Origin of the sequence: Janibacter zhangyanbonis (assembly GCF_050507325.1) — a bacterium.
GTDB lineage: Bacteria > Actinomycetota > Actinomycetes > Actinomycetales > Dermatophilaceae > Janibacter.
On record NZ_CP191481.1, the window covers coordinates 1,302,150 to 1,323,717 of the forward strand.

Annotated in this window: 20 protein-coding genes; 19 read left to right on the plus strand and 1 reads right to left on the minus strand. The window is 72.3% G+C overall.

The features are described 5' to 3' along the window. Positions 1-8: 8 nt before the first annotated feature. Complete coding sequence (locus ACQBJO_RS06380) at positions 9-998, minus strand: AAA family ATPase (RefSeq protein ID WP_421006750.1); 990 nt, start codon at positions 996-998, stop codon at positions 9-11. 328 nt (positions 999-1,326) lie between these two features. On the opposite strand from ACQBJO_RS06380, the gene mraZ reads away from it, so the two are divergent. The 19 genes from mraZ (at position 1,327) to ACQBJO_RS06475 (ending at position 21,522) form a co-directional block, all read left to right on the plus strand. After that, positions 1,327-1,758, plus strand: coding sequence for a division/cell wall cluster transcriptional repressor MraZ (gene mraZ, locus ACQBJO_RS06385; RefSeq protein ID WP_255185915.1), 432 nt, complete (start codon positions 1,327-1,329; stop codon positions 1,756-1,758). A 196-nt stretch (positions 1,759-1,954) separates the two neighbouring features. Then, positions 1,955-2,902, plus strand: a complete 948-nt coding sequence (rsmH, locus tag ACQBJO_RS06390; protein WP_430407170.1) for a 16S rRNA (cytosine(1402)-N(4))-methyltransferase RsmH — start codon at positions 1,955-1,957, stop codon at positions 2,900-2,902. Further along, entirely contained in the window at positions 2,899-3,435 is a 537-nt protein-coding gene (locus tag ACQBJO_RS06395; RefSeq protein ID WP_421006748.1) for a hypothetical protein, read from the plus strand. Before rsmH ends, ACQBJO_RS06395 begins: the two co-directional genes overlap by 4 nt. Positions 3,436-3,448: 13 nt before the next feature. Continuing rightward, a complete protein-coding gene (locus tag ACQBJO_RS06400; protein ID WP_421006747.1) occupies positions 3,449-5,497 on the plus strand; it encodes a peptidoglycan D,D-transpeptidase FtsI family protein in 2,049 nt (682 codons plus the stop codon). An 11-nt stretch (positions 5,498-5,508) separates the two neighbouring features. Next, positions 5,509-7,053: a UDP-N-acetylmuramoyl-L-alanyl-D-glutamate--2,6-diaminopimelate ligase gene (locus ACQBJO_RS06405; RefSeq protein WP_421006746.1), complete on the plus strand. Its 1,545-nt coding sequence runs from the start codon at positions 5,509-5,511 to the stop codon at positions 7,051-7,053. Further along, positions 7,050-8,456 carry a UDP-N-acetylmuramoyl-tripeptide--D-alanyl-D-alanine ligase gene (locus ACQBJO_RS06410; RefSeq protein WP_421006745.1) on the plus strand — a complete coding sequence of 469 codons (1,407 nt, stop codon included), beginning with the start codon at positions 7,050-7,052 and terminating at the stop codon, positions 8,454-8,456. Before ACQBJO_RS06405 ends, ACQBJO_RS06410 begins: the two co-directional genes overlap by 4 nt. Then, positions 8,453-9,535, plus strand: a complete 1,083-nt coding sequence (mraY, locus tag ACQBJO_RS06415; protein ID WP_255185921.1) for a phospho-N-acetylmuramoyl-pentapeptide-transferase — start codon at positions 8,453-8,455, stop codon at positions 9,533-9,535. Before ACQBJO_RS06410 ends, mraY begins: the two co-directional genes overlap by 4 nt. Beyond that, positions 9,532-11,031, plus strand: a complete 1,500-nt coding sequence (murD, locus tag ACQBJO_RS06420; protein WP_421006744.1) for a UDP-N-acetylmuramoyl-L-alanine--D-glutamate ligase — start codon at positions 9,532-9,534, stop codon at positions 11,029-11,031. Before mraY ends, murD begins: the two co-directional genes overlap by 4 nt. A gap of 2 nt (positions 11,032-11,033) precedes the next feature. Then, positions 11,034-12,314, plus strand: a complete 1,281-nt coding sequence (gene ftsW, locus ACQBJO_RS06425) for a putative lipid II flippase FtsW (RefSeq protein WP_421006743.1) — start codon at positions 11,034-11,036, stop codon at positions 12,312-12,314. After that, a complete protein-coding gene (murG, locus tag ACQBJO_RS06430; RefSeq protein WP_421006742.1) occupies positions 12,311-13,423 on the plus strand; it encodes an undecaprenyldiphospho-muramoylpentapeptide beta-N-acetylglucosaminyltransferase in 1,113 nt (370 codons plus the stop codon). The genes ftsW and murG overlap by 4 nt, the downstream gene beginning before the upstream one ends. Then, a complete protein-coding gene (gene murC, locus ACQBJO_RS06435; protein ID WP_421006741.1) occupies positions 13,416-14,855 on the plus strand; it encodes a UDP-N-acetylmuramate--L-alanine ligase in 1,440 nt (479 codons plus the stop codon). The genes murG and murC overlap by 8 nt, the downstream gene beginning before the upstream one ends. Beyond that, positions 14,852-15,595 (plus strand): cell division protein FtsQ/DivIB, encoded by a 744-nt coding sequence (locus ACQBJO_RS06440; RefSeq protein WP_421006740.1) that lies wholly within the window; start codon positions 14,852-14,854, stop codon positions 15,593-15,595. Before murC ends, ACQBJO_RS06440 begins: the two co-directional genes overlap by 4 nt. Positions 15,596-15,753: 158 nt before the next feature. Next, positions 15,754-17,136 (plus strand): cell division protein FtsZ, encoded by a 1,383-nt coding sequence (ftsZ, locus tag ACQBJO_RS06445; RefSeq protein ID WP_421006739.1) that lies wholly within the window; start codon positions 15,754-15,756, stop codon positions 17,134-17,136. A 94-nt stretch (positions 17,137-17,230) separates the two neighbouring features. Continuing rightward, positions 17,231-17,971, plus strand: coding sequence for a polyphenol oxidase family protein (locus tag ACQBJO_RS06450; protein ID WP_421006738.1), 741 nt, complete (start codon positions 17,231-17,233; stop codon positions 17,969-17,971). After that, complete coding sequence (locus ACQBJO_RS06455; RefSeq protein WP_421006737.1) at positions 17,968-18,672, plus strand: YggS family pyridoxal phosphate-dependent enzyme; 705 nt, start codon at positions 17,968-17,970, stop codon at positions 18,670-18,672. Before ACQBJO_RS06450 ends, ACQBJO_RS06455 begins: the two co-directional genes overlap by 4 nt. Before the next feature lie 47 nt (positions 18,673-18,719). Continuing rightward, the gene (locus ACQBJO_RS06460) at positions 18,720-19,196 is read left to right on the plus strand and encodes a cell division protein SepF (protein WP_255185930.1); all 477 of its coding nucleotides are present in this window, start codon (positions 18,720-18,722) and stop codon (positions 19,194-19,196) included. 41 nt (positions 19,197-19,237) lie between these two features. Further along, positions 19,238-19,513: a YggT family protein gene (locus ACQBJO_RS06465; RefSeq protein WP_255185931.1), complete on the plus strand. Its 276-nt coding sequence runs from the start codon at positions 19,238-19,240 to the stop codon at positions 19,511-19,513. Positions 19,514-19,523: 10 nt separating this feature from the next. After that, entirely contained in the window at positions 19,524-20,672 is a 1,149-nt protein-coding gene (locus ACQBJO_RS06470) for a DivIVA domain-containing protein (RefSeq protein ID WP_421006736.1), read from the plus strand. A 202-nt stretch (positions 20,673-20,874) separates the two neighbouring features. Continuing rightward, entirely contained in the window at positions 20,875-21,522 is a 648-nt protein-coding gene (locus ACQBJO_RS06475) for a TraR/DksA family transcriptional regulator (protein ID WP_255186328.1), read from the plus strand. The last annotated feature ends 46 nt before the right edge of the window (positions 21,523-21,568 follow it).

Below are 21,568 nucleotides of genomic sequence, written 5' to 3' on the forward strand. Positions count from 1 at the left end.
CGCTCGCCTCACCGGGTGGCCGGCACGCGCGTGCGCTGGACCAGCTCGCTGACGATGTCGGTGGCCTCTCGGCGGGCGAGCTGGGCCTCGCTGCTCAGCAGCAGCCGGTGGGCGAAGACGACCGGGGCGATCTGCTGGATGTCGTCGGGCAGGACGTGGTCACGACCCGCGAGAGCGGCATGGGCCCGGCCGGCCCGCAGCAGGTGCAGGGTCGCGCGCGGCGAGGCCCCCAGACGCACGAGCGAGCTGGTGCGCGTCGCCGTCGCGATGTCGACGACGTACTGCCGCACGGCGGCGGAGGCGTGGACGGTGCGCACGGCGGCGATGAGCCGGGCGATGCCGGCGGCGTCGGCGACGGGGTGCAGGTCCTCGAGCGGCGAGCGGGCGCTGTGGTGGTCGAGCATGGTGATCTCCGCAGCCGCCGTCGGGTAGCCCATCGACAGGCGGGCCATGAAGCGGTCGCGCTGCGCCTCGGGGAGGGGGTAGGTGCCCTCCATCTCCACCGGGTTCTGCGTCGCCATGATGATGAAGGGCCGCGGCAGCTCGTAGGTCGTGCCGTCGACCGTCACCTGCGCCTCCTCCATGCACTCGAGGAGGGCGGACTGCGCCTTGGGCGACGCGCGGTTGATCTCGTCACCGATGACGACGTTGGCGAAGACCGCGCCGGGGCGGAACTCGAAGTCGCGCTGGTCCTGGTTGTAGATGCTCACGCCGGTGATGTCGCTCGGCAGCAGGTCGGGCGTGAACTGCACCCGTCGCACCGAGGCGTCGATGCTGCGCGCGAGGGCCTTGGCGAGCATCGTCTTGCCGGTGCCGGGGACGTCCTCGACGAGGATGTGCCCCTCTGCCAGGAGCACCGTGATTGCCGTGCGCACGACATCGGGCTTGCCCTCGATGACGCCGTTCATCGTCTCGGCGAGCGCGCGGCCGACGGAGACGACGTACTCGAGGTCGTCGCTCACCTGCACCGCGGGCGCACCTTCCGTGCTGAGGGTCACCACGACTCCGATCCGGGGGCCGACAGTGCGCCGCCCCACTTCGCTCCGATGTGCCCCCGACCCTACGTGGCGGTCGGGCCCCGGCCCCAGGAAACGGGGTCACAAGACGGAGCTGCCGTCGATCCCGGCACTCGAGGTACCCCCTTCGTGGTGATGTACGGGCGAAATTGCCCCACTTTGCACCACCCCTGATTTATCAGGGAAAAGTCACCAAAGAAGTGCCCGAAAAGTGCGCTGATGGGTGTGATCTGGAGCAAAGGTGGAGTAAAGTGGTGGAACAAGGAAGCGCAGGGAGCCCTCGGGTCGAGACGAAGGGGAGGTGGCCGCCGTGTTCCTCGGTACCCACACCCCCCGCCTCGACGACAAGGGCCGCCTCTTCCTGCCGGCGAAGTTCCGCGACAAGCTCGCCGGCGGTCTGGTCATGACCCGTGGCCAGGAGCGCTGCCTCTACGTCTTCCCCATGGACGAGTTCGTCAAGATCACCCAGCGCTTCCAGGAGGCCCCCACCTCGAGCAAGGCAGCTCGCGACTACATGCGCGTCTTCCTCTCCGGCGCGAGCGACGAGATCCCCGACAAGCAGGGCCGGGTCACCGTGCCGGCCGCGCTGCGTCAGTACGCCGGCCTCGACCGCGAGTGCACCGTCATCGGCACCGGCTCGCGGGTCGAGGTCTGGGACACCGCCGCGTGGGAGGACTACCTGGCCAGCACCGAGCAGGCCTTCGCCGACCAGTCCGAGGAGGTGATCCCCGGACTCATGTGAGCAGCTGCCGCCCGGCCTCCAGCCGTGACGGCGCCGACCCGACTTCCCCCGGGCCGGAACGTCCCGGATGGGGACCAGGCGGCAGCTGCCGGACAGCCCGGAGATCACCACCCACCACCAGCAGCACGAAGGGAGCACCGTGGAGCACAACGACACCGGCACCGGCCGCGACGCGGCCTCCCGCCACGTGCCCGTCATGCTCGACGAGGTCCTCGACCTGCTCGCCCCGGCGCTCTCCACGGAGGGCGCCGTCCACGTGGACGGCACGCTCGGCATGGGCGGGCACGCGCAGGCCGTGCTCGAGGCCGACCCGCACGTGCGGCTCGTCGGCATCGACCGTGACCCCCAGGCGCTGCGCCTGGCAGGGGAGCGGCTGGCACCCTTCGGCGAGCGGGTCACCCTCGTGCACGCGGTCAACGACGAGATCGGCGAGGTCCTCGACGACCTCGGCATCGAGACCGTCACCTCCGCCTTCTTCGACCTCGGCGTCTCCTCCCTGCAGCTCGACGAGACCGAGCGCGGCTTCGCCTACGCCCACGACGCGCCGCTCGACATGCGCATGGACCCGACGACCGGGATCACCGCGGCCGAGGTGCTCAACACCTACGACGCCCGTGACCTCGCGCGCGTGCTCTCCGAGTACGGCGAGGAGCGCTTCGCCCGCAAGATCGCCGGCGCCATCGTCCGCGAGCGGGAGGTGACCCCCTTCGACCGGTCCGGCCGGCTCGTCGAGCTGCTGCGCGCCACGATCCCGATGGCCTCGCAGCGCGGCGGGGGCCACCCGGCGAAGCGGACCTTCCAGGCGCTGCGCATCGAGGTCAACGCCGAGCTCGCCGGCTGGGCCCGGGCGCTGCCCGTCGCGCTCGAGCGGATCGCCGTCGGTGGCCGCATCGCCGTCCTGTCCTTCCACTCCCTCGAGGACCGCATCACCAAGCGGGGCCTCGCCGCGGGGGCGGCCTCGACCGCCCCCGCCGACCTGCCCGTCGAGCTGCCGGAGCACGCCCCCGAGCTGCGGCTGCTCACCCGTGGCGCCCTCACCCCGGGGGTCCGCGAGCTCGAGACCAACTCCCGATCCGCCTCGGTCCGCCTGCGCGGCGCCGAGCGCATCCGACCGCCCCGCCAGCAGAGAGGTACGTCCCGATGAGCCAGTCGTCCGTCGCCACGACCGTCGCCCGTCGTGCGCCCGCCCGCCGCACCCGAGCCTCCCTCGAGGTGGTCACCCCGGCCGACCGGGCCGGGTCCCCGTGGTTCCCCGCGGCCTGCGTCGCCCTGCTGCTCGCCGGCCTCGGCGCCGTCCTCGGTCTCAACACCGCGATGGCCCAGGACTCCTTCGAGGTCACCGCGCTCGAGGCCCGCTCCGCGTCGCTCGCCGACAAGGAGGACTCGCTGGCCCAGACGATCAACGACCGGGCCGCGCCGCAGCGGCTGGCGACGAAGGCCGACGAGCTCGGGATGGTCCCCGCGAGCAGCGCCGCCTTCATCGACCTCGACCAGGGCAAGGTCCTCGGCGTGGCGTCGGTGGCGCAGAAGCCGGACGGATTTACCGTGGGAGCAGCGGCCACGGCGACCGCCGACGAGTCGACGAAGAGTGCCTCCGCCTCCCCGTCGAAGGCCACGAAGAAGAGCACCGCCAAGAGCACGAAGAAGAGCCAGAAGTCCACCCGCTCGAGCAACTGAGGAAGGGCCCCACGTGAGCCAGCGCCGACCACACCGCCCCCAGGGCACCGGTCGACCCTCCGGCTCGTCGCGGCCTGCGAAGAAGGCGGCACCAGCGAAGCGGGCAGCCGGCCCCGCCAAGAAGGCTGCTCCGGCTCGCAAGGCCGCTCCGGCCAAGAAGGCTGCGCCGGCGCGCAAGACGGCACCCCCGCGCAAGGCTCCCGCCCGCAGGGCTCCGGCCCGTCGGCCGGCCGCGGCCCCCGCCGCCGCGGCCAACCCGCGCGGACGGATGCGCGCACTCATGGTCGTCTCGCTCATCGTGCTCAGCCTCTTCGCCGCCCAGCTGCTGCGCATCCAGGGCTTCGACTCCGACGCGGTCGCCGCCGACGCCCTGCGCCAGCGCACCCAGACCGAGGCGATCCCCGCGCACCGCGGGACGATCTACGACGCCAACGACACCGTGCTCGCGCAGAGCCAGGAGCGGCGCACCGTCGTCGTCGACCAGACGGCCGTGCCGGCCTACGAGAAGGACGTCGACGGCACCCAGACCAAGGTCGGGACGGCAGGGGCCGCCAAGGACCTCGCCGAGCCGCTCGGCACGACCGCGGAGGACCTCGAGCCCAAGCTCACCGGCACGCAGCGCTACCGCGTGCTCGCCAAGAACGTCTCGCCCCTGACCTGGCGCAAGATCAACGCCCTGGGCATCCCCGGCATCTACTCCGAGCGCTCGACCCAGCGCACCTACCCGCAGTCGACGACCGTCGCCTCGCTCGTCGGCTTCGTGCAGCCGCAGGACCAGACCGCCGGTGGTGGGCTCGAGCTGCAGCTCGACGACATCCTCAAGGGCACGCCCGGCCAGGCGACCTACGAGATCGCCCAGGACGGCTCGCGCCTGCCCAATGCCTCCGACGACGTCAGCTCGGCCGAGAGCGGGCGCGACGTGCGCCTGACGATCGACAACGACGTGCAGTGGTACGCGCAGAACGCCCTGGCCGACCAGGTCAAGGAGACCGACGCCCTCTCCGGCACGATCGTCGTCCAGCGGGTCGACACCGGCGAGCTCGTCGCCCTCGCCTCCTACCCGACCTTCGACCCCAACGACATCGGCGACGGCAAGGGCGTCTTCTCCAACCTCGCCTTCTCCGACGTCTTCGAGCCCGGCTCGACGTCGAAGATCATGACCGTCGCCGCCGGCCTCGAGGAGGGGGAGATCACCCCCGAGACGCCGATGATCCTCCCGGGGTCGATGCGCCGCGGCAACCAGACCCTCAACGACAGCCACCCGCACCCCGACGAGTACCGCACCGTCGCCGGCGCCCTCGCCGAGTCGAGCAACACCGGCACGATGCTCATCGGCGAGACGATGTCGCCGAAGACCCTCGAGGAGTACCTGCGCCGCTTCGGTCTCGGGTCGACGAGCGGCTCGGGATTCCCCGGCGAGTCCGCTGGTCTGCTGCCGAAGTCGGAGACGTGGAACGGCTCGCAGCGCTACACGATCACCTACGGTCAGGGCGTCTCGACGACCGCCGTGCAGGTGACCAACGTCTTCCAGGCGATCGCCAACGACGGTGTGCGGATCAGCCCGACCTTCGTCAAGGAGGTCAGCGACGGCGAGGGCGGCTGGGAGCCGGCCCCGGCCGGCAAGCGCAACCGTGCCGTCTCGTCGAAGACCGCCAACCAGGTCTCCCGGATGCTCGAGGGCGTCGTCTCCGACGAGGGCACCGCCCCGCAGGCGAAGATCAAGGGCTATCGCGTCGCCGGCAAGACCGGCACCGCCGACCGCTACGACCCCGAGACCGGTGGCTACAGCGGCAAGACCGCGAGCTTCATCGGCTTCGCCCCGGCGGACGACCCCAAGCTCGTCGTCTCGGTGATCCTCCAGCGCCCGATCAAGGGCTACTACGGCGGCGCGGTCGCCGCGCCCGTCTTCAAGGACGTCATGACCTACGCCCTCCAGAAGGAGCAGGTCCCGCCGACGCCGCAGGACGCGAAGTCGCCCAAGGTGCGCACCAAGCTGTCGAAGAAGCCCGCCGACGACACCCCGGGGCTGCTGCGTGACCGGGGCGCGCCGGACGGCGGGTAAGGTCGCGGATCGTGTCTTTTCCTCGCCCCGAGCGGGTCGCCCCGCTGACTCTGGCTGCCGTCGCCGACCTCGTCGGCGACGGCGCACCCGCGCCGGTCCACGGTGACCCGGCCACTGAGGTCACCGGTGTCTCCCTCGACACCGCGACCGTGCGCCCCGGCGACCTCTGGGCCGCGCTGCCCGGCGCCCGCGCCCACGGCGCCGACTTCGTCGACAAGGCGGTGGCTGCCGGTGCCGTCGCCGTCCTCACCGACGCCGACGGCGTCTCCCGGCTGCAGGCGAAGGGGAGTGACCTCCCCTTCGTCGAGGTCGAAGGACCCCGCAGCGTCCTCGGCCGGGTCGCCGACGCCGTCTACGACAGCGCCGCGCGGCGGCCGACGATGTTCGGCATCACGGGGACCAACGGCAAGACGACGACCGCCTACCTCATGGTCTCCGCGCTCGAGGCGCTCGGCCGCACGACCGGTCTCATCGGCACCATCGAGACCCGCATCGGCGACGAGCGGATCAAGTCGGTGCGCACGACCCCCGAGACGACCGACCTGCACGCCCTCCTCGCGACGATGGGGGAGCGCGATGTCGACGCCTGCGTCATGGAGGTCTCGAGCCACGCGCTGACCCTCCACCGGGTCGACGAGGTCGTCTACGACGTCGCCCTCTTCACCAACCTCAGCCAGGACCACCTCGACTTCCACGGAACGATGGAGGCCTACTTCCGCGCGAAGGCGAGCCTCTTCACCCCCGCCCGCTCCCGCCGCGGCGTCGTCTGCGTCGATGACGAGTGGGGGATGCGGCTGGCGGAGGAGGCCACCGTGCCGGTCACGACGGTCACCTCGCGGCTCGACGTCGAGGCCGACTGGATCATCGGCGGCGACCCGCGGGAGGCCCAGATGACGCTCACGCGCGGCGAGCAGGTGCTCGAGCTCGAGTCGGCGCTTCCGGGCGACTTCAACCGGGTCAACACCGCGATGGCTGCCGTCGCCCTGCTCGAGAGGGGCATCGCGCCGCAGGACGTCGCCCGCGCCGTCCTCACCCGCCCGCAGGTCCCCGGTCGCATGGAGCTCGTCGCCCCGAGCGACCCGACCCGTGAGGACCTGCCGACGGCGGTCGTCGACTTCGCGCACACGCCCGACGCCGTCGGGGCGGCCCTCGCCGCGCTGCGCCCGCAGACCAACGGCCTGCTCGTCGTCGTGCTCGGCGCCGGCGGCAGCCGCGACCCGGGCAAGCGCCCGGGCATGGGTGCCGCCGCTGCCGCCCACGCCGACGTCGTCATCGTCACCGACGACAACCCCCGTGAGGAGGACCCGGCCACGATCCGCGATGCCGTCGCGGAGGGGGTCTGGCCCCGCTCACGGGCCCGTCTCGAGGTCGTCGAGGGCCGCGTCGCGGCCATCGAGCTGGCCGTCGAGATCGCCCACGGATCCGGGCCCGGCGCGACCGTCGCCGTCCTGGGCAAGGGCCACGAGCAAGGACAGGAAGTGCGCGGAGAGATCCGTGAGCACGACGACCGGGCGGTCCTGCGGGCCGCCCTCGACCGCCGGAGCGTCACCGGATGATCCCCACGAGCCTGGGCGCCCTCGCCGACATCACCGGCGGGCGCCTCCACGCCGCCAGCCCGGACGAGGCCGGCGCGATCGTCGTCGACGGCCCCGTCGTCACCGACTCGCGCGAGGCCGGCCCCGGCAGCCTCTACGTCGCCCGGGTCGGCGAGAGCGCCGACGGGCACGACTTCGTCCCCGGCGCCGCCGCGGCGGGTGCCGTGGCCGCCCTGACGACCCGTGAGGTCGACGGGCTGCCGTGCCTCGTCGTCGAGGACGAGCAGGCGGCCTTCGTCGCCATCGCCCGCCACCTCGTCGACTCCCGCCCCGAGATGACCGTCATCGGCATCACCGGCTCCTCCGGCAAGACGAGCACCAAGGACCTGCTCGGGTCCGTGCTCGAGACCGCGGGGGAGACCGTCGCCCCCGTCGGGTCCTACAACTCCGAGGTCGGCGTGCCCCTGACCGTCTGCCGGGTCACCCCGACGACGGCGCACCTCGTCGTCGAGATGGGCGCCCGCGGCATCGGCCACATCGACTACCTCACCCGCATCGCCCCGCCGCGCATCGGCATCGTCCTCAACGTCGGCCACGCCCACGTCGGCGAGTTCGGCTCCGTCGAGGCGATCGCCGAGGCGAAGGGGGAGCTGCCCGCCGCCCTGCCCGCAGACGGTGTCGCCGTGCTCAACGCCGACGACCCGCTCGTCGCCGCGATGGCCGAGCGGACCACCGCCCGGGTCGTGCTCGTCGGCGAGTCCGAGACCGCCGACGTGCGGGCCACCGACGTCACCGTCGACGAGACGGGGGCCGCGTCCTTCACCGTCACCGCCCCCTTCGGCACGGCGCGGGTGCGCCTGGGGCTCATCGGGCGCCACCACGTCGGCAATGCCCTGGCCGTCATCGCGGCCGCCGAGGCCGCGGGGATGACGCTCGACCAGGTCGTGCCCGCCCTCGAGACCGCCCGGCCGCTGAGCCGTTGGCGGATGGAGGTCTCCCGCCGCGACGACGGGGTCGTCGTCGTCAACGACGCCTACAACGCCAACCCCGACTCGATGTCGGCCGCGCTGCGCAGCCTCGCGTCGATGTCGACGACCGGGCGCCGCTGGGCCGTGCTCGGCGCGATGCTCGAGCTCGGCGAGGCCTCCGCGGAGCTGCACGCCGCCGTCGGCCGCGAGGCCGCGGAGCTCGGCACCGACGAGATCCTCGTCGTCGGCGAGGTCGCCGAGCCGATCGCGGCCGGGGCGCGCGACAATGCTCGTGAGGACGGTCCGCACGTGCGGGTCGTGCCCGATGCCGACGCCGCCGAGGCGGTGCTCGCCGCCGAGCTCGCCGCGCCCGACGTCGTCCTTCTCAAGTCCAGCCGCGACGCCGGGCTACGGTGGCTCGGAGACCGCATCGTCCAGAGGGAGGCCCGCGCATGATGGCGGTGGTCATCGCTTCTGTCGTGTCACTCGTCGTCGCCCTGCTGGGCACGCCGATGTTCATCACGTACCTCGTCAAGCAGGGGTACGGCCAGTTCATCCGCGACGACGGCCCGACCTCGCACCACACCAAGCGCGGCACCCCGACGATGGGCGGTGCCGTGATCATCGCGGCGACCGTGATCGCCTACTTCGTCGCGCACCTGGCCACCCTCCAGACGCCGACGGCGAGCGGCCTGCTCGTGCTCTTCCTCATGGTCGGTCTGGGGGCCGTCGGCTTCGCCGACGACTTCATCAAGATCAGCAAGCAGCGCAGCCTCGGCCTGAAGTCGGGCGAGAAGCTCCTCGGCCAGACCCTCGTCGGCGTGACCTTCGCGGTGCTCGCCCTGCAGTTCCCCAACGAGGCGCTGCGCCGGCCGGCGTCGACGCACATCTCCTTCGTGCGCGACACCGCCCTCGACCTGGCCTTCTTCACCCCGCTCGTCGGCCTCATCCTCTTCGTGCTCTGGGCCAACCTCATGATCGCGGGCACGTCCAACGGCGTGAACCTCACCGACGGTCTCGACGGTCTGGCGACGGGCGCCTCGGTCATGGTCTTCGGGGCCTACGTCGTCATCTCGATCTGGCAGTTCAACCAGAACTGCCAGACCAACCCCGTGGCCAACTGCTACGACGTGCGCGACCCGCTCGACCTCGCCGTCGTCGCGGCCGCCGGCACCGGTGCCTGCTTCGGCTTCCTGTGGTGGAACGCCTCGCCGGCCAAGATCTTCATGGGCGACACCGGCTCGCTCGCGCTCGGCGGCGCGATCGCCGGTCTGGCGATCCTCTCGCGCACCCAGCTGCTCGTCGTCATCCTCGGCGGCCTCTTCGTGACGATCACCCTCTCGGTGATCATCCAGGTCGCGTCCTTCAAGTCGACCGGCAAGCGGGTCTTCCGCATGGCGCCCCTGCAGCACCACTTCGAGCTGCTCGGCTGGCAGGAGGTGACGATCGTCATCCGCTTCTGGATCATCGCGGGGCTCTTCGTCGCCATCGGCCTGGCGATCTTCTACGCCGAGTGGGTCGTGGGGGCACCGTGACCGACGCTGCCTCCCGCGAGGCGCGTCTGGCCGGGCTGACCTGCCGCGAGGCCGACTGGGCCGGGCTGCGCGTCGTCGTCACCGGACTCGGTGTCTCCGGCTTCGCCGCCACCGACGCGCTGCTCGAGTACGGCGCGCAGGTGCACGTCGTCGACGCCAAGGTGCCCGAGCCGGAGACCCAGATGGCCCAGCGCGCCCAGATCCTCGAGGTCCTCGACGCCCACCTGCACCTGGGTGACGGCGCCGAGCAGAGCCTGCCGGTGCCCGCCGACGAGATCGACCTCGTCGTCACCTCACCGGGCTGGCCCCCGCACCAGCCGCTGCTCGCCGCGGCAGCCGCGGCCGGCATCCCCATCTGGGGCGACGTCGAGCTCGCGTGGCGGATGCGCCCGCGCGCCGGGGGCGCGCCCTGGCTGCTCGTCACCGGCACCAACGGCAAGACGACGACGGTGCAGATGCTCACCTCGATGCTGCGCGCCGCCGGGCTGCGCGCCGCGAGCGCGGGCAATGTCGGCACCCCCGTGCTCGACCTCGTGCAGGACCCCGAGCCCTACGACGTCATCGCCGTCGAGCTGAGCAGCTTCCAGCTGCACTGGAGCCACTCCCTTCGTCCGCAGGCGGCGGCCTGCCTCAACATCGCGCCCGACCACCTCGACTGGCACGGCTCCCTCGAGGAGTACGCGCGGGCCAAGGGCAAGGTCTACGCCAACGCCGAGATCGCGTGCGTCTACAACGAGCAGGACCCCGCGACCCGGCGCCTCGTCGAGGAGGCCGACGTCGTCGAGGGGTGCCGGGCGGTGAGCTTCACCCTCGGCTCGCCCGGACCGTCGATGCTCGGGCTCGTCGAGGACGTCCTCGCCGACCGGGCCTTCGTCGAGGACCGGGCGACGACCGCCGCCGAGCTCGGCAGCCTCGAGGACCTGCGCGGCGACGCGCCGAGCGTCGCGCCGCACCTCGTGGCCAATGCCCTCGCCGCCGCCGCTCTCGCCCGTGCCCACGGGGTGCCGCCGGTCGCCGTCCGCGACGGGCTGCGCGCCTGGCAGCCCGAGCCGCACCGCATCGCGCACGTCGCCACCGCCGGTGACGTGCACTGGATCGACGACTCCAAGGCGACCAACCCGCACGCCGCCGAGGCGAGCCTGACGGCTCACGAGCACGTCGTCTGGGTCGCCGGCGGCCTGCTCAAGGGCGCCGACGTCGACGAGCTCGTCGCGGCCGCCGCGGGCCGGCTGCGGGCCGCCGTGCTCATCGGTCGTGACCGGGAGCAGATCGCGGCCGCCATCGCCCGACACGCGCCCGATGTCCCGGTGATCGACGTCGCCGCGACCGACACTGGGGCGATGGACCTCGTCGTCCGGCACGCGGCCTCGCTCGCCGTCCCCGGCGACGTCGTGCTGCTGGCCCCGGCGGCGGCGTCCATGGACATGTTCGACAACTACGGGGCCCGCGGCGACGCCTTCGCCGCGGCGGTGCACAGGTACCTGCAGGAGGGGTGAGCGTGAGCAGCAGCGCAGCGACCGGGTCCGGTCGAGGCCGCGCGCGCCGGACGCGCTCCACCAGGGTCGACGAGTGGGTGGCGCGCTTCGAGTCGCCGATGACGACCTACTACCTCCTGCTCGGCATCATCGGGCTGCTCGTCGGCATCGGCCTGGTCATGGTCCTGTCGGCGTCGATGATCGTCTCCCTGCGGGAGAACGACAGTTCCTTCACGATCTTCCTCAAGCAGTTCATCTTCGCCATCGCGGGCGGCCTCGCCCTGTGGTGGGCCTCGCGGCGCAGCATCGGCTTCTGGAAGAAGATGTCGCTGCCCGCCGTCGGCCTCTCGATCCTCCTGCTCCTGCTCGTGCTCACCCCGCTCGGCTTCGGCTTCCAGGGCAACCGCAACTGGATCGGTGTCGGGTCGCTGTCGATCCAGCCGAGCGAGATCGCCAAGATCGGGCTCGTCCTCGCCGGAGCCCTCGTCCTCGAGCGCAAGCGCGCCCTGCTCGGCTCGATCAAGCACGCGATCGTGCCCTTCCTCGTGCCGGGCGTCATGATCGTCGTCGGCCTCGTCATGCTTGGCCACGACCTCGGCACCGCCATGGTCATCTGCGCGATCGCCGTCGGCATGCTCTTCGCGGCGGGCGTGCAGCTGCGCTGGTTCGCGCTCGGCGCCGGCGTCCTGGCGCTGCTCGGCGTCCTCGCCGCGAGCATCGGCAACAACCGCATGCAGCGCATCCAGATCTGGCTCGACCCGCAGCAGTGCGCGCCGGGCACCGACCTCTTCTACGGCATCTGCCGGCAGTCGGTCCACGGCCGCTACGCCCTCGCCGACGGCGGGTGGATCGGTGTGGGTCTGGGCGCCAGCCGGGAGAAGTGGGGCTGGCTGCCCGAGCCCTACAACGACTTCATCTTCGCGATCATCGGCGAGGAGCTCGGCCTCATCGGCACGCTGACCATCCTCGGTCTCTTCGCCGCCTTCGCCCTCGCCGGGCTGCGCCTGGTGACCCGCACGGACGACTTCTTCGTCCGCATCGCCACCGCCGGCATCTGCACCTGGGTGCTCGTGCAGGCGATGATCAACATCGGCGCCGTCATCGGGATGCTCCCGGTCATCGGCGTCCCCTTGCCCTTCGTCTCCTCCGGCGGGTCATCGCTCGTGACCTCGATGCTCGCCGTCGGCATCCTGCTCAGCTTCGCGCGGGGCGAGCCGGGGTGCTCTGAGATGATCGCCGCCAAGCCCTCGCGGGCGCGTGCCCTGCTCGCCCGCTTCCCGAGCAGGAGGACCTCGTCGCGATGACGCCCACCCGCCCCTCACGCATCCTGCTGGCGGGGGGTGGCACAGCGGGTCACGTCTCGCCGCTGCTCGCCCTCGCCGACTGCCTGCGCCGGCGCGACCCCGCCACGCAGATCCTCGCCCTCGGCACGTCCGAGGGTCTGGAGTCCCGGCTCGTGCCGGAGCGCGGCTACGACTTCGCGACCATCCCCAAGGTGCCGCTGCCGCGCAAGCCCTCCGGCGACCTCGTCCGGCTGCCGGTCAACCTCCGTCGCGCCGTCGCCGCGGCCGGGCGGGCCATCGAGCAGGTCGACGCGCAGGTCGTCGTCGGTTTCGGTGGCTACGTCTCGACCCCGGCCTACCTCGCCGCGCGCAAGGCGGGCGTGCCGATCGTCATCCACGAGCAGAACGCCCGCGCCGGGGTGGCCAACAAGGTCGGTGCCCGCTTCACCGACGTCGTCGGCGTCACCTTCCCCGGCACCAAGCTCTCCGGCGGCCGGGTCATCGGCATGCCGCTGCGCCCCGAGATCGTCGCGCTCGACCGGGCGGCGACCCGGGCGGAGGCCCGCGCGGGCCTCGGGCTGCGCGAGGACCTGCCGGTCCTGCTCGTCACGGGTGGGTCGCTCGGCGCCAAGCGGCTCAACGACGCCTTCGAGGCGAGCGTCGCGACGCTGCGCGACGCCGGCGTGCAGGTGCTGCACGCGACCGGGGCCGGCAAGGACTTCGTCGCCACCGGCGGCGACCCCTCGGTGCCCTATGTCGTGCTGCCCTACGTCGACCGCATGGACCTGGCCTACGCGGCCGCCGACGCGGTCGTCTGCCGGGCGGGTGCCAACACCGTGTGCGAGCTGACCGCCGTCGGCCTGCCCGGCGTCTACGTCCCGCTGCCCATCGGCAACGGCGAGCAGCGGCTCAACGCGGCCGGGGTCGTCGAGGCCGGCGGCGGCCTGCTCGTCGAGGACGCCGACGTCGACCCGGCCTGGGTCGCCCGCGAGATCGTCCGGCTGCTGAGCGACCGGGCGCGCCTGGAGACGATGTCGGCGGCTGCGGCCGCCGTCGGGCACCGCGACGCCGACGAGACCCTCGCCGACATGGTGACCGAGGCGTGGGTCGGCGGTGGCCGACGTGGCTGACACCCTGCCTCCCGTCCCGCGCAACCCCCGCTTCGACGTCCTCGCCCCCCGGGTGCCGCTGGCCGACCTCGGGGTCGTGCACGTGCTCGCCGCCGGTGGCGCGGGCATGTCGGCGATCGTGCGCCTGCTCCTCGACGCGGGCGTCGAGGTGCGCGGGAGCGATGCCCACGACTCGCCGCTGCTGGAGCGGCTGCGTGAGCGCGGCGCGGCGATCTGGGTCGGGCACGACCCGGCGCACCTCGAGGGCGCCGACACCGTCGTCGTCTCCTCCGCCATCCGCGAGGACAACCCCGAGCTGGCAGCGGCCCGGGAGCGGGGACTGCGCGTGCTCCACCGCAGCCAGGCGCTCGCCTCCGCGATGGGGGAGCAGACCCGCATCGCCGTCGCCGGGGCCAACGGCAAGACGACGACGAGCTCGATGCTCACCGTCGCACTCCTCGAGGCCGGGTCCCGGCCCTCCTTCGCCCTCGGTGGCGAGCTGTCGACCCAGGGCGTCAATGCCGCGCTCGGGGAGGGCGCCCCCTTCGTCGCCGAGGCCGACGAGTCTGACGGTTCCTTCCTCGCCTACGCGCCGCAGGTCGCCGTCGTCACCAACGTCCAGCCCGACCACCTCGACTTCTACGGCGACTTCGCCACCGTCGAGGCCGCCTACCTCGAGTTCGCCCAGACGATCAGCGACGGGGGTCTGCTCGTCGCCTGCGCCGACGACCCCGGCTCCGAGCGCCTCGCGACCCGGGCGCAGGCCGCCGGGGTGCGCGTGCTGCGCTACGGCTTCGCCGAGGGCGCCGACGTGCGCCTCGTCGACCCCGAGCTCGACGGGACGAGCGCCCGCGCCGGTCTCGTCGAGGGCGACGTGCGGCGTGAGCTGGTCATCGCCGTCCCCGGTCGGCACAACCTGCTCAACGCCGCCGCCGCCTACGCGGCGGCCGCCCACGGGACCGATACCGATCCGCAGGCTGTCCTCGACGGGCTCGCGGCCTACGGCGGGACCCGACGTCGCTTCGAGACGAAGGGGGAGGCCCGCGGGGTCACCGTCGTCGACGACTACGCGCACAACCCCGGCAAGGTCGAGGCCGTCGTGCGGACGGCGAAGGAGATCGCCGGCGAGCACCGGCTGTGGGTGCTCTTCCAGCCCCACCTCTACTCGCGCACGCGCGACTTCGCCGAGGCCTTCGCCGCCGGGCTCGAGCCGGCCGACGAGGTGCTGCTGCTCGACGTCTACGGGGCGCGCGAGGACCCGATGCCCGGGGTCAGCTCGCAGCTGATCGCCGACCCGCTCGCCGCCCGTGGTCGCTCGGTGCGGGTGCTGTCCGCCGACGAGGCCGTCGCACGCGTCGCCGCAGGCGCCGTCGCCGGAGACCTCGTGCTCACCGTCGGGGCCGGCGACATCACCCACCTCGGGCCGCGGCTGCTCGAGGCCCTGGGGCGATGAGCCGGGGGAGCGGGACCCGCGCGGCGACCGAGGAGCGGTTCGCGCAGCGGGCAGCTCAGGCACGCGGCCAGCGGGTGCGCCGCTGGCTCGTCGGCCTGCTCGTCGTGGCCCTGCTCGTGGCCCTCGGCTGGGCGGTCGGCTTCTCGTCCCTGCTCGCGACCCGCGAGGTGACCGTCAGCGGGGCCGACCCGGCTGACCGGGCCGACGTCGAGGAGATCGCCGAGCGTCAGGTCGGGACGCCGCTCGCCCGGGTCGACGGTGACGCGGTGGCCTCGTCGATCACCGACGAGGTCCCGGCCGTCGCCCACGCCCGCGTGGAGCGGGGCTGGCCGCACACCCTGAAGGTCAAGGTGACGTCGAGGGTTCCGGCGCTCGCGGTGCGTCAGGACGGGGGCGGCTTCCGGCTGCTCGACCTCGACGGCGTCGAGATCCGCACCGTGCGCTCCGCGCCCCGGGACGTGCCGACGGTCAGCGCCGAGAGCGGCGCGGAGGTCTCCGGTCACGGGGTGCGCGCGGCGCAGGGCATGCTCGCCGCGCTGCCCGACGACCTGCGCGAGGACGTCGACGACGTCACCGTCGACTCGGCCGACCAGATCACCTTCCAGCTCGGGAAGACCAAGGTCTCGTGGGGTGACGGCAGCAGTCCGGACGTGAAGGTGAGGGTCATCCAGGTGCTCCTCGACAAGAAGCCGAGGACGATCGACGTCTCGGCGCCCGACACGCCCGTCACGACGGGCTAGCAGGGGATAGGCTGGCGACACGCGGGCGTGGCGTTTGCCCCGGCGGCCCGCGCCGCATAACGTCACCCGCACACCGAGCGTGATCAAAACGTAACCCTGAAGTTCACCTTGAGCTTCGAGGTCGAGGCACCACCGAGCAGCAGCAACAGGAGTCCCCCGTGGCATCAGCCCAGAACTATCTGGCCGTTATCAAGGTCGTCGGCATCGGCGGCGGTGGCGTCAACGCCATCAACCGCATGATCGAGGTCGGCCTCAAGGGCGTCGAGTTCATCGCGATCAACACGGACGCCCAGGCCCTCCTGATGTCCGACGCCGACGTCAAGCTCGACGTCGGTCGTGAGCTGACCCGTGGTCTCGGTGCCGGTGCGGACCCCGAGGTCGGCAAGAAGGCCGCCGAGGACCACGCGGAGGAGATCGAGGAGGTCCTCAAGGGGGCCGACATGGTCTTCGTCACCGCGGGCGAGGGTGGCGGCACCGGCACGGGTGGTGCCCCGGTCGTGGCCAAGATCGCCAAGAGCCTCGGTGCGCTCACCATCGGCGTCGTCACGCGCCCCTTCACCTTCGAGGGCCGTCGTCGCGCCAACCAGGCCGAGTCCGGGATCGGTGCCCTGCGCGACGAGGTCGACACGCTCATCGTCATCCCCAACGACCGGCTGCTGTCGATCAGCGACCGGGCCGTGAGCATGCTCGACGCCTTCCGCAGCGCCGACCAGGTCCTGCTCTCCGGTGTCCAGGGCATCACCGACCTCATCACCACGCCGGGTCTGATCAACCTCGACTTCGCCGACGTCAAGTCCGTCATGCAAGGGGCAGGGTCCGCCCTCATGGGCATCGGCTCGGCGCGTGGTGAGGACCGTGCCGTCCAGGCCGCCGAGCTGGCGATCTCCTCGCCGCTGCTCGAGGCGAGCATCGACGGCGCCCACGGCGTGCTCCTGTCGATCCAGGGTGGCAGCGACCTCGGTCTCTTCGAGATCAACGAGGCGGCCCGCCTGGTGCAGGAGGCCGCCCACCCGGAGGCCAACATCATCTTCGGCGCGGTCATCGACGACGCCCTCGGCGACGAGGTGCGCGTGACGGTCATCGCCGCCGGCTTCGACGGCGGTGCACCGCAGCAGCGTCCCGACGACCGGGCCCTCGGGCAGGTGCAGTCGGGCGGTCAGGGTCGTGCCGCGGCCCCGGCGCAGCAGGCTCCCGCCCAGCAGCGTCCTGCCCAGCAGGCTCCGGCCCAGGCCGCTCCCGCCCAGCAGCGTCCTGCCCAGCAGGCTCCGGCCCAGGCCGCTCCCGCCCAGCAGCGTCCTGCCCAGCAGGCTCCGGCGCAGGCGGCCCCGGCGCAGCAGGCTCCGGCCCAGCAGGTTCCTGCTCAGCAGGTTCCTGCTCAGCAGCAGGCGCCCGCTCAGCAGCAGCCGCCGGCCCAGCAGCCCGTGCAGCAGCCTCCGGCCCAGCAGCCGCCGGCGCAGCAGCGTCCGACCCAGGCCGCGCCACCGCGTCAGGTGACCTTCGACGACGGTGACGACCTGGACGTCCCCGACTTCCTGAAGTGACCACCGGTTGACGTGACACGCAGGGCCCCGACCGCACCGGTCGGGGCCCTGCGTCGTGTGTCGTCCGTCGACCGCGGGGAGATAGGTTGCAGACGTGTTCGCCTGGAGAGATGACGCCCCGGGGCTCGTGCGAGCCTTCACCGACCGACACGGCGGCCGCAGCGTCGCCCCCTTCGCCGGCCTCAACCTCGGCGCCCACGTCGGTGACGACCCCGACGCCGTCCGGGGCAACCGGGAGCTCGTCGAGCAGGCCGTCGGCCTGCCGCTCGTCCTCGCCGACCAGGTCCACGGCGCCGACGTCGTCCACGTGACCTCGCAGCTGCTCGAGGCCCCCCGTACCACCACCGGCGCCGTCGGGGAGGGCGACGCACTCGTCACCGACCTGCCCGGCGTCGCCCTGGGCGTCCTCGTCGCCGACTGCACCCCCGTGCTCGTCCACGACGCGGCCGGTGGCCTCGTCGGGGCCGCCCACGCCGGTCGGCCGGGGATGGTCGCCGGCGTCGTGCTGCGGCTCGTCGAGGCGATGCGCGACCTCGGTGCCCGTGACCTGCGCGCCACCGTCGGGCCCTCGGTCTGCGGACGCTGCTACGAGGTGCCGGCCGACATGCGGGCCGCGGCAGCCGAGGTCTCCCCGCCCTCCGCCGCGGTCACCTGGACCGGCACACCGGCCATCGACGTCGCGACCGGAATCGTCGACCAGCTGCAGGGCGCCGGCGTCCCGGTCGAGTGGGTGCCCGGGTGCGCCCGCGAGGACGACTCGCTCTACTCCTACCGCCGCGACGGCCGGACCGGCCGCTACGCGGGCATCATCGGCCGGCGGGGCGAGTCGGCATGAGCGCCGAGCGTCGGGACGAGCTCGCCGCCAACCTCGCGGCGGTCGAGCAGCGCATCGACGCGGCCTGCGAGGCCGCCGGGCGGGACCGGGGGCAGGTGCACCTCGTCGTCGTGACGAAGTACTTCCCGCGCAGCGACCTCGACCTGCTCGTCGAGCTCGGGATGCGTGACCTCGGCGAGAACCGCGAGCAGGAGGCGGCGGCCAAGCTCGCCGACGGAGGCACCCCGGTGGGGGTGCGCGCCCACTTCATCGGGCAGCTCCAGTCCAACAAGGCCGGCGCCGTCACCCGCTGGGCCGATGTCGTGCAGTCGGTCGACCGGCCCAAGCTCGTCGGTGCGCTCGCGCGCGGCGCCGAGGCCGCCGGCCGGGAGGTCACCGCCCTCGTCCAGGTCAACCTCGACCCGCAGGCAGACGGCGGTCGTGGGGGAGCGGACCCGGCCGACGTGCCGGCCCTCGCCGATGCGATCGCGAGCTCCTCCCTTCGTCTCGGGGGACTCATGGCGGTGGCGCCTCTCGGGGCGGACCCGGACCCCGCCTTCGCCCGTCTCGCGGAGCTGTCCGAGGCCCTGCGCGCGGACCACCCGGAGGCGACGTGGGTCTCCGCAGGCATGAGCGGTGACCTCGAGTCGGCCGTGCGCCACGGTGCGACACACCTGCGTGTCGGGACGGCAATCCTCGGAGAACGTCCGTCACACCGGTAACTTCGGTGACACCGACGAGGCACCCGGCGACAAAGGATCTGACAGACATGACGGCACTGCGCAACGCGATGGTCTACCTCGGGCTCGCAGAGGACGACAAGCGCTACGACGAGTACGACGACCAGTACGTCGACGAGTACGACGCGGGTCACGAGCTCCTCGAGGAGGAGCACACCGCCGCCGAGGTCACCCCCCTGCGCCGCGTCCCCACGGCACCGGCCGTCCGCGAGGTGGAGGTCACCCCGATGAACCGCATCACGACGATCCACCCCAGCACCTACAACGACGCCCGGGCGATCGGTGAGAGCTTCCGCAACAACACCCCGGTGATCATGAACCTCAGCGACATGGACGACTCCGACGCCAAGCGTCTCGTCGACTTCGCCGCCGGTCTGGTCTTCGGTCTCCACGGCTCGATCGAGCGGGTGACCAACAAGGTCTTCCTGCTCTCGCCCGAGCACATCGAGGTCGACGCCGAGGGTGGCGACGCGCCCCAGCCGCGCGCCCTCTTCAACCAGAGCTGACCTCACAACCGGGCCTCAGGCCCCCTACCTAGGCTGGACCCATGTCGATCGTCCGCGACGTGCTGCACCTGCTGCTGTACGTCTACTTCCTCGTCCTCATCGGACGCCTCGTCCTCGACTGGATCCAGGTCTTCGCCCGCCAGTGGCGGCCCCGAGGAGTCATCCTCGTCGTCGCCGAGGCGATCTACACGCTCACCGACCCGCCCCTGCGGGCCATCCGCACCGTCATCAAGCCGGTGCGCATCGGTGGCGTCGCCCTCGACCTCGCCTTCCTCGTCCTGATCCTCGTGGTCTCGGTCCTCCTGCGCATCGTCTAGGCTGGCCTCGATGCCCGTGCGCGCGCTGCGCGCCACGAGCGTGCACCCTGTCCAGTCGCTCAACGGAGGAACAATGGCGCTCACGCCCGAGGACGTCCTCAACAAGACCTTCACCCAGACCCAGTTCCGTCGCGGGTACGACGAGCGCGAGGTCGACGACTTCCTCGACGAGGTCGTCGCCGAGATGCGTCGCATGGTCAAGGACTCGGAGGACCTGCGGGCTCGCGCCCAGGACGGCTCCGGCTCCCGCCCGGCCGCCGCGGCCGCCGTCGCCGACACGGGCAAGGCCGACGAGGCCCTGACCCGCGAGAACCGCGACCTGCGCAGCCGACTCGAGGACCTGCGCTCCCGCTTCGACAAGGAGACCGCCGCCCGCGCGGCCGCCGAGAAGCGCGCCACCGAGCTCGAGCAGACCGCTCGCACCAACGACGAGCGCGCCAAGGGTGACGCCGCGAACCTCTCCAAGGCCCAGCAGGGCGCCGACGAGCGCATCGCGACCGTCAACGCCCGTGCCGAGGAGGCCGAGGCGAGCGCCCAGGAGCGCATCAAGGCCGCCAACGCCGCAGCCGAGAAGGCCGAGGCCGAGGCGAAGGCCCGCCAGGACGAGGCCGCCAAGGCCCCCGTCGCCGCGGCCAAGGACTCCGGCGCCGGCGAGATGGCTGCCGCCGCTGGCGGTGGCGCCGGCGCCTCCGGTCTCATCGCGCTCGCCCAGCGCCTGCACGACGAGCACGTCGCCGAGGGCCAGACCCAGCGCGACAAGCTCATCGCCGAGGCGCAGCGCCGCCATGACGAGCTCGTCTCCACCGGTCAGGGCAAGCACGACGAGCTGCTGTCGACCGGTCAGTCGAAGCACGACGAGTTCATCAAGACCGGTCAGGGCAAGCGCGACCAGTTCATCGGCGAAGGCACGACCCAGCGCGACAAGCTGATCTCCGACGCCCAGGCCAAGAGCACGACGATGGTCAGCGAGGCCGAGGCGCAGCGCAAGAAGATCCTCGACGACCTCAACGCCCAGAAGTCGAAGATCGAGACCCAGATCGCCGAGCTGACGACCTACGAGCGCGACTACCGCCGCAAGCTCAAGGACTTCATCTCGGGCCAGCTCAAGGGCCTCGACACCTCGGCGAGCGTCGCTCCCGAGCAGCCCGTCAAGCACTGACGAAGCCCGCGCGGATGCCGCGCGAGCGCTCCACGAGGCGGCGTCACCCGACACGGGTGGCGTCGCCTCGTCGCGTCCCGGAGAGTGGGACGTCGACGTCGGGAGGAAGAACACGGCGCGGTGATCCCGCCCACAGCGCCAAAACGTCGTACCCTTCGTTGACTCTGATCCGTGCAGGGGTACGGATCATCTCCAGGTGAGGATGGTCATGGCGGCGAAGAAGACGGCCACGAAGGCGGCGACCAAGGGGTCGACCGGCTCGAAGGCCACGAAGACCGCGACGAAGAGTGCGGCCAAGGCGGCGCCCGCGAAGAAGTCCGCCGCGAAGAAGTCCACGGCGAAGAAGGCTTCGGCGACGAAGGCTCCTGCGAAGAAGGCTCCGGCCACGAAGAGCGCCGCCAAGAAGGCGCCGGCGAAGAAGACGACCGCCACGAAGGCCCCCAAGAAGGCCGCCCCCGAGGCGCTCGTCGTCCGCGAGGACGAGAGCCCGTGGACCGCGAAGGAGCTCAAGGAGGTGCGCGCCGAGCTGCACACCGAGATCGAGCGCCTCACCGCCGAGATCGCGTCCGCCGAGAGCAGCCTCGACGAGTTCCTCAAGGAGCCGATCGACGGGGCCGGCGACGACCAGGCCGACGCAGGGTCCAAGTCCTTCGAGCGTGAGCACGAGCTGAGCCTCGTCGCCGGGGCCCGCACCGGCCTCGAGCAGAACCAGCACGCGCTCGACCGCCTCGACGACGGCACCTACGGGATCTGCGAGTCCTGCGGCAACCCGATCGGCAAGCTTCGACTCCAGGCCTATCCGCGTGCGACCCTGTGCATGTCATGCAAGAGTCGACAGGAGCGGCGCTGAGCGCCCCAGACATCCCATCCGACGACACCCCGGCGACGCGATCCCG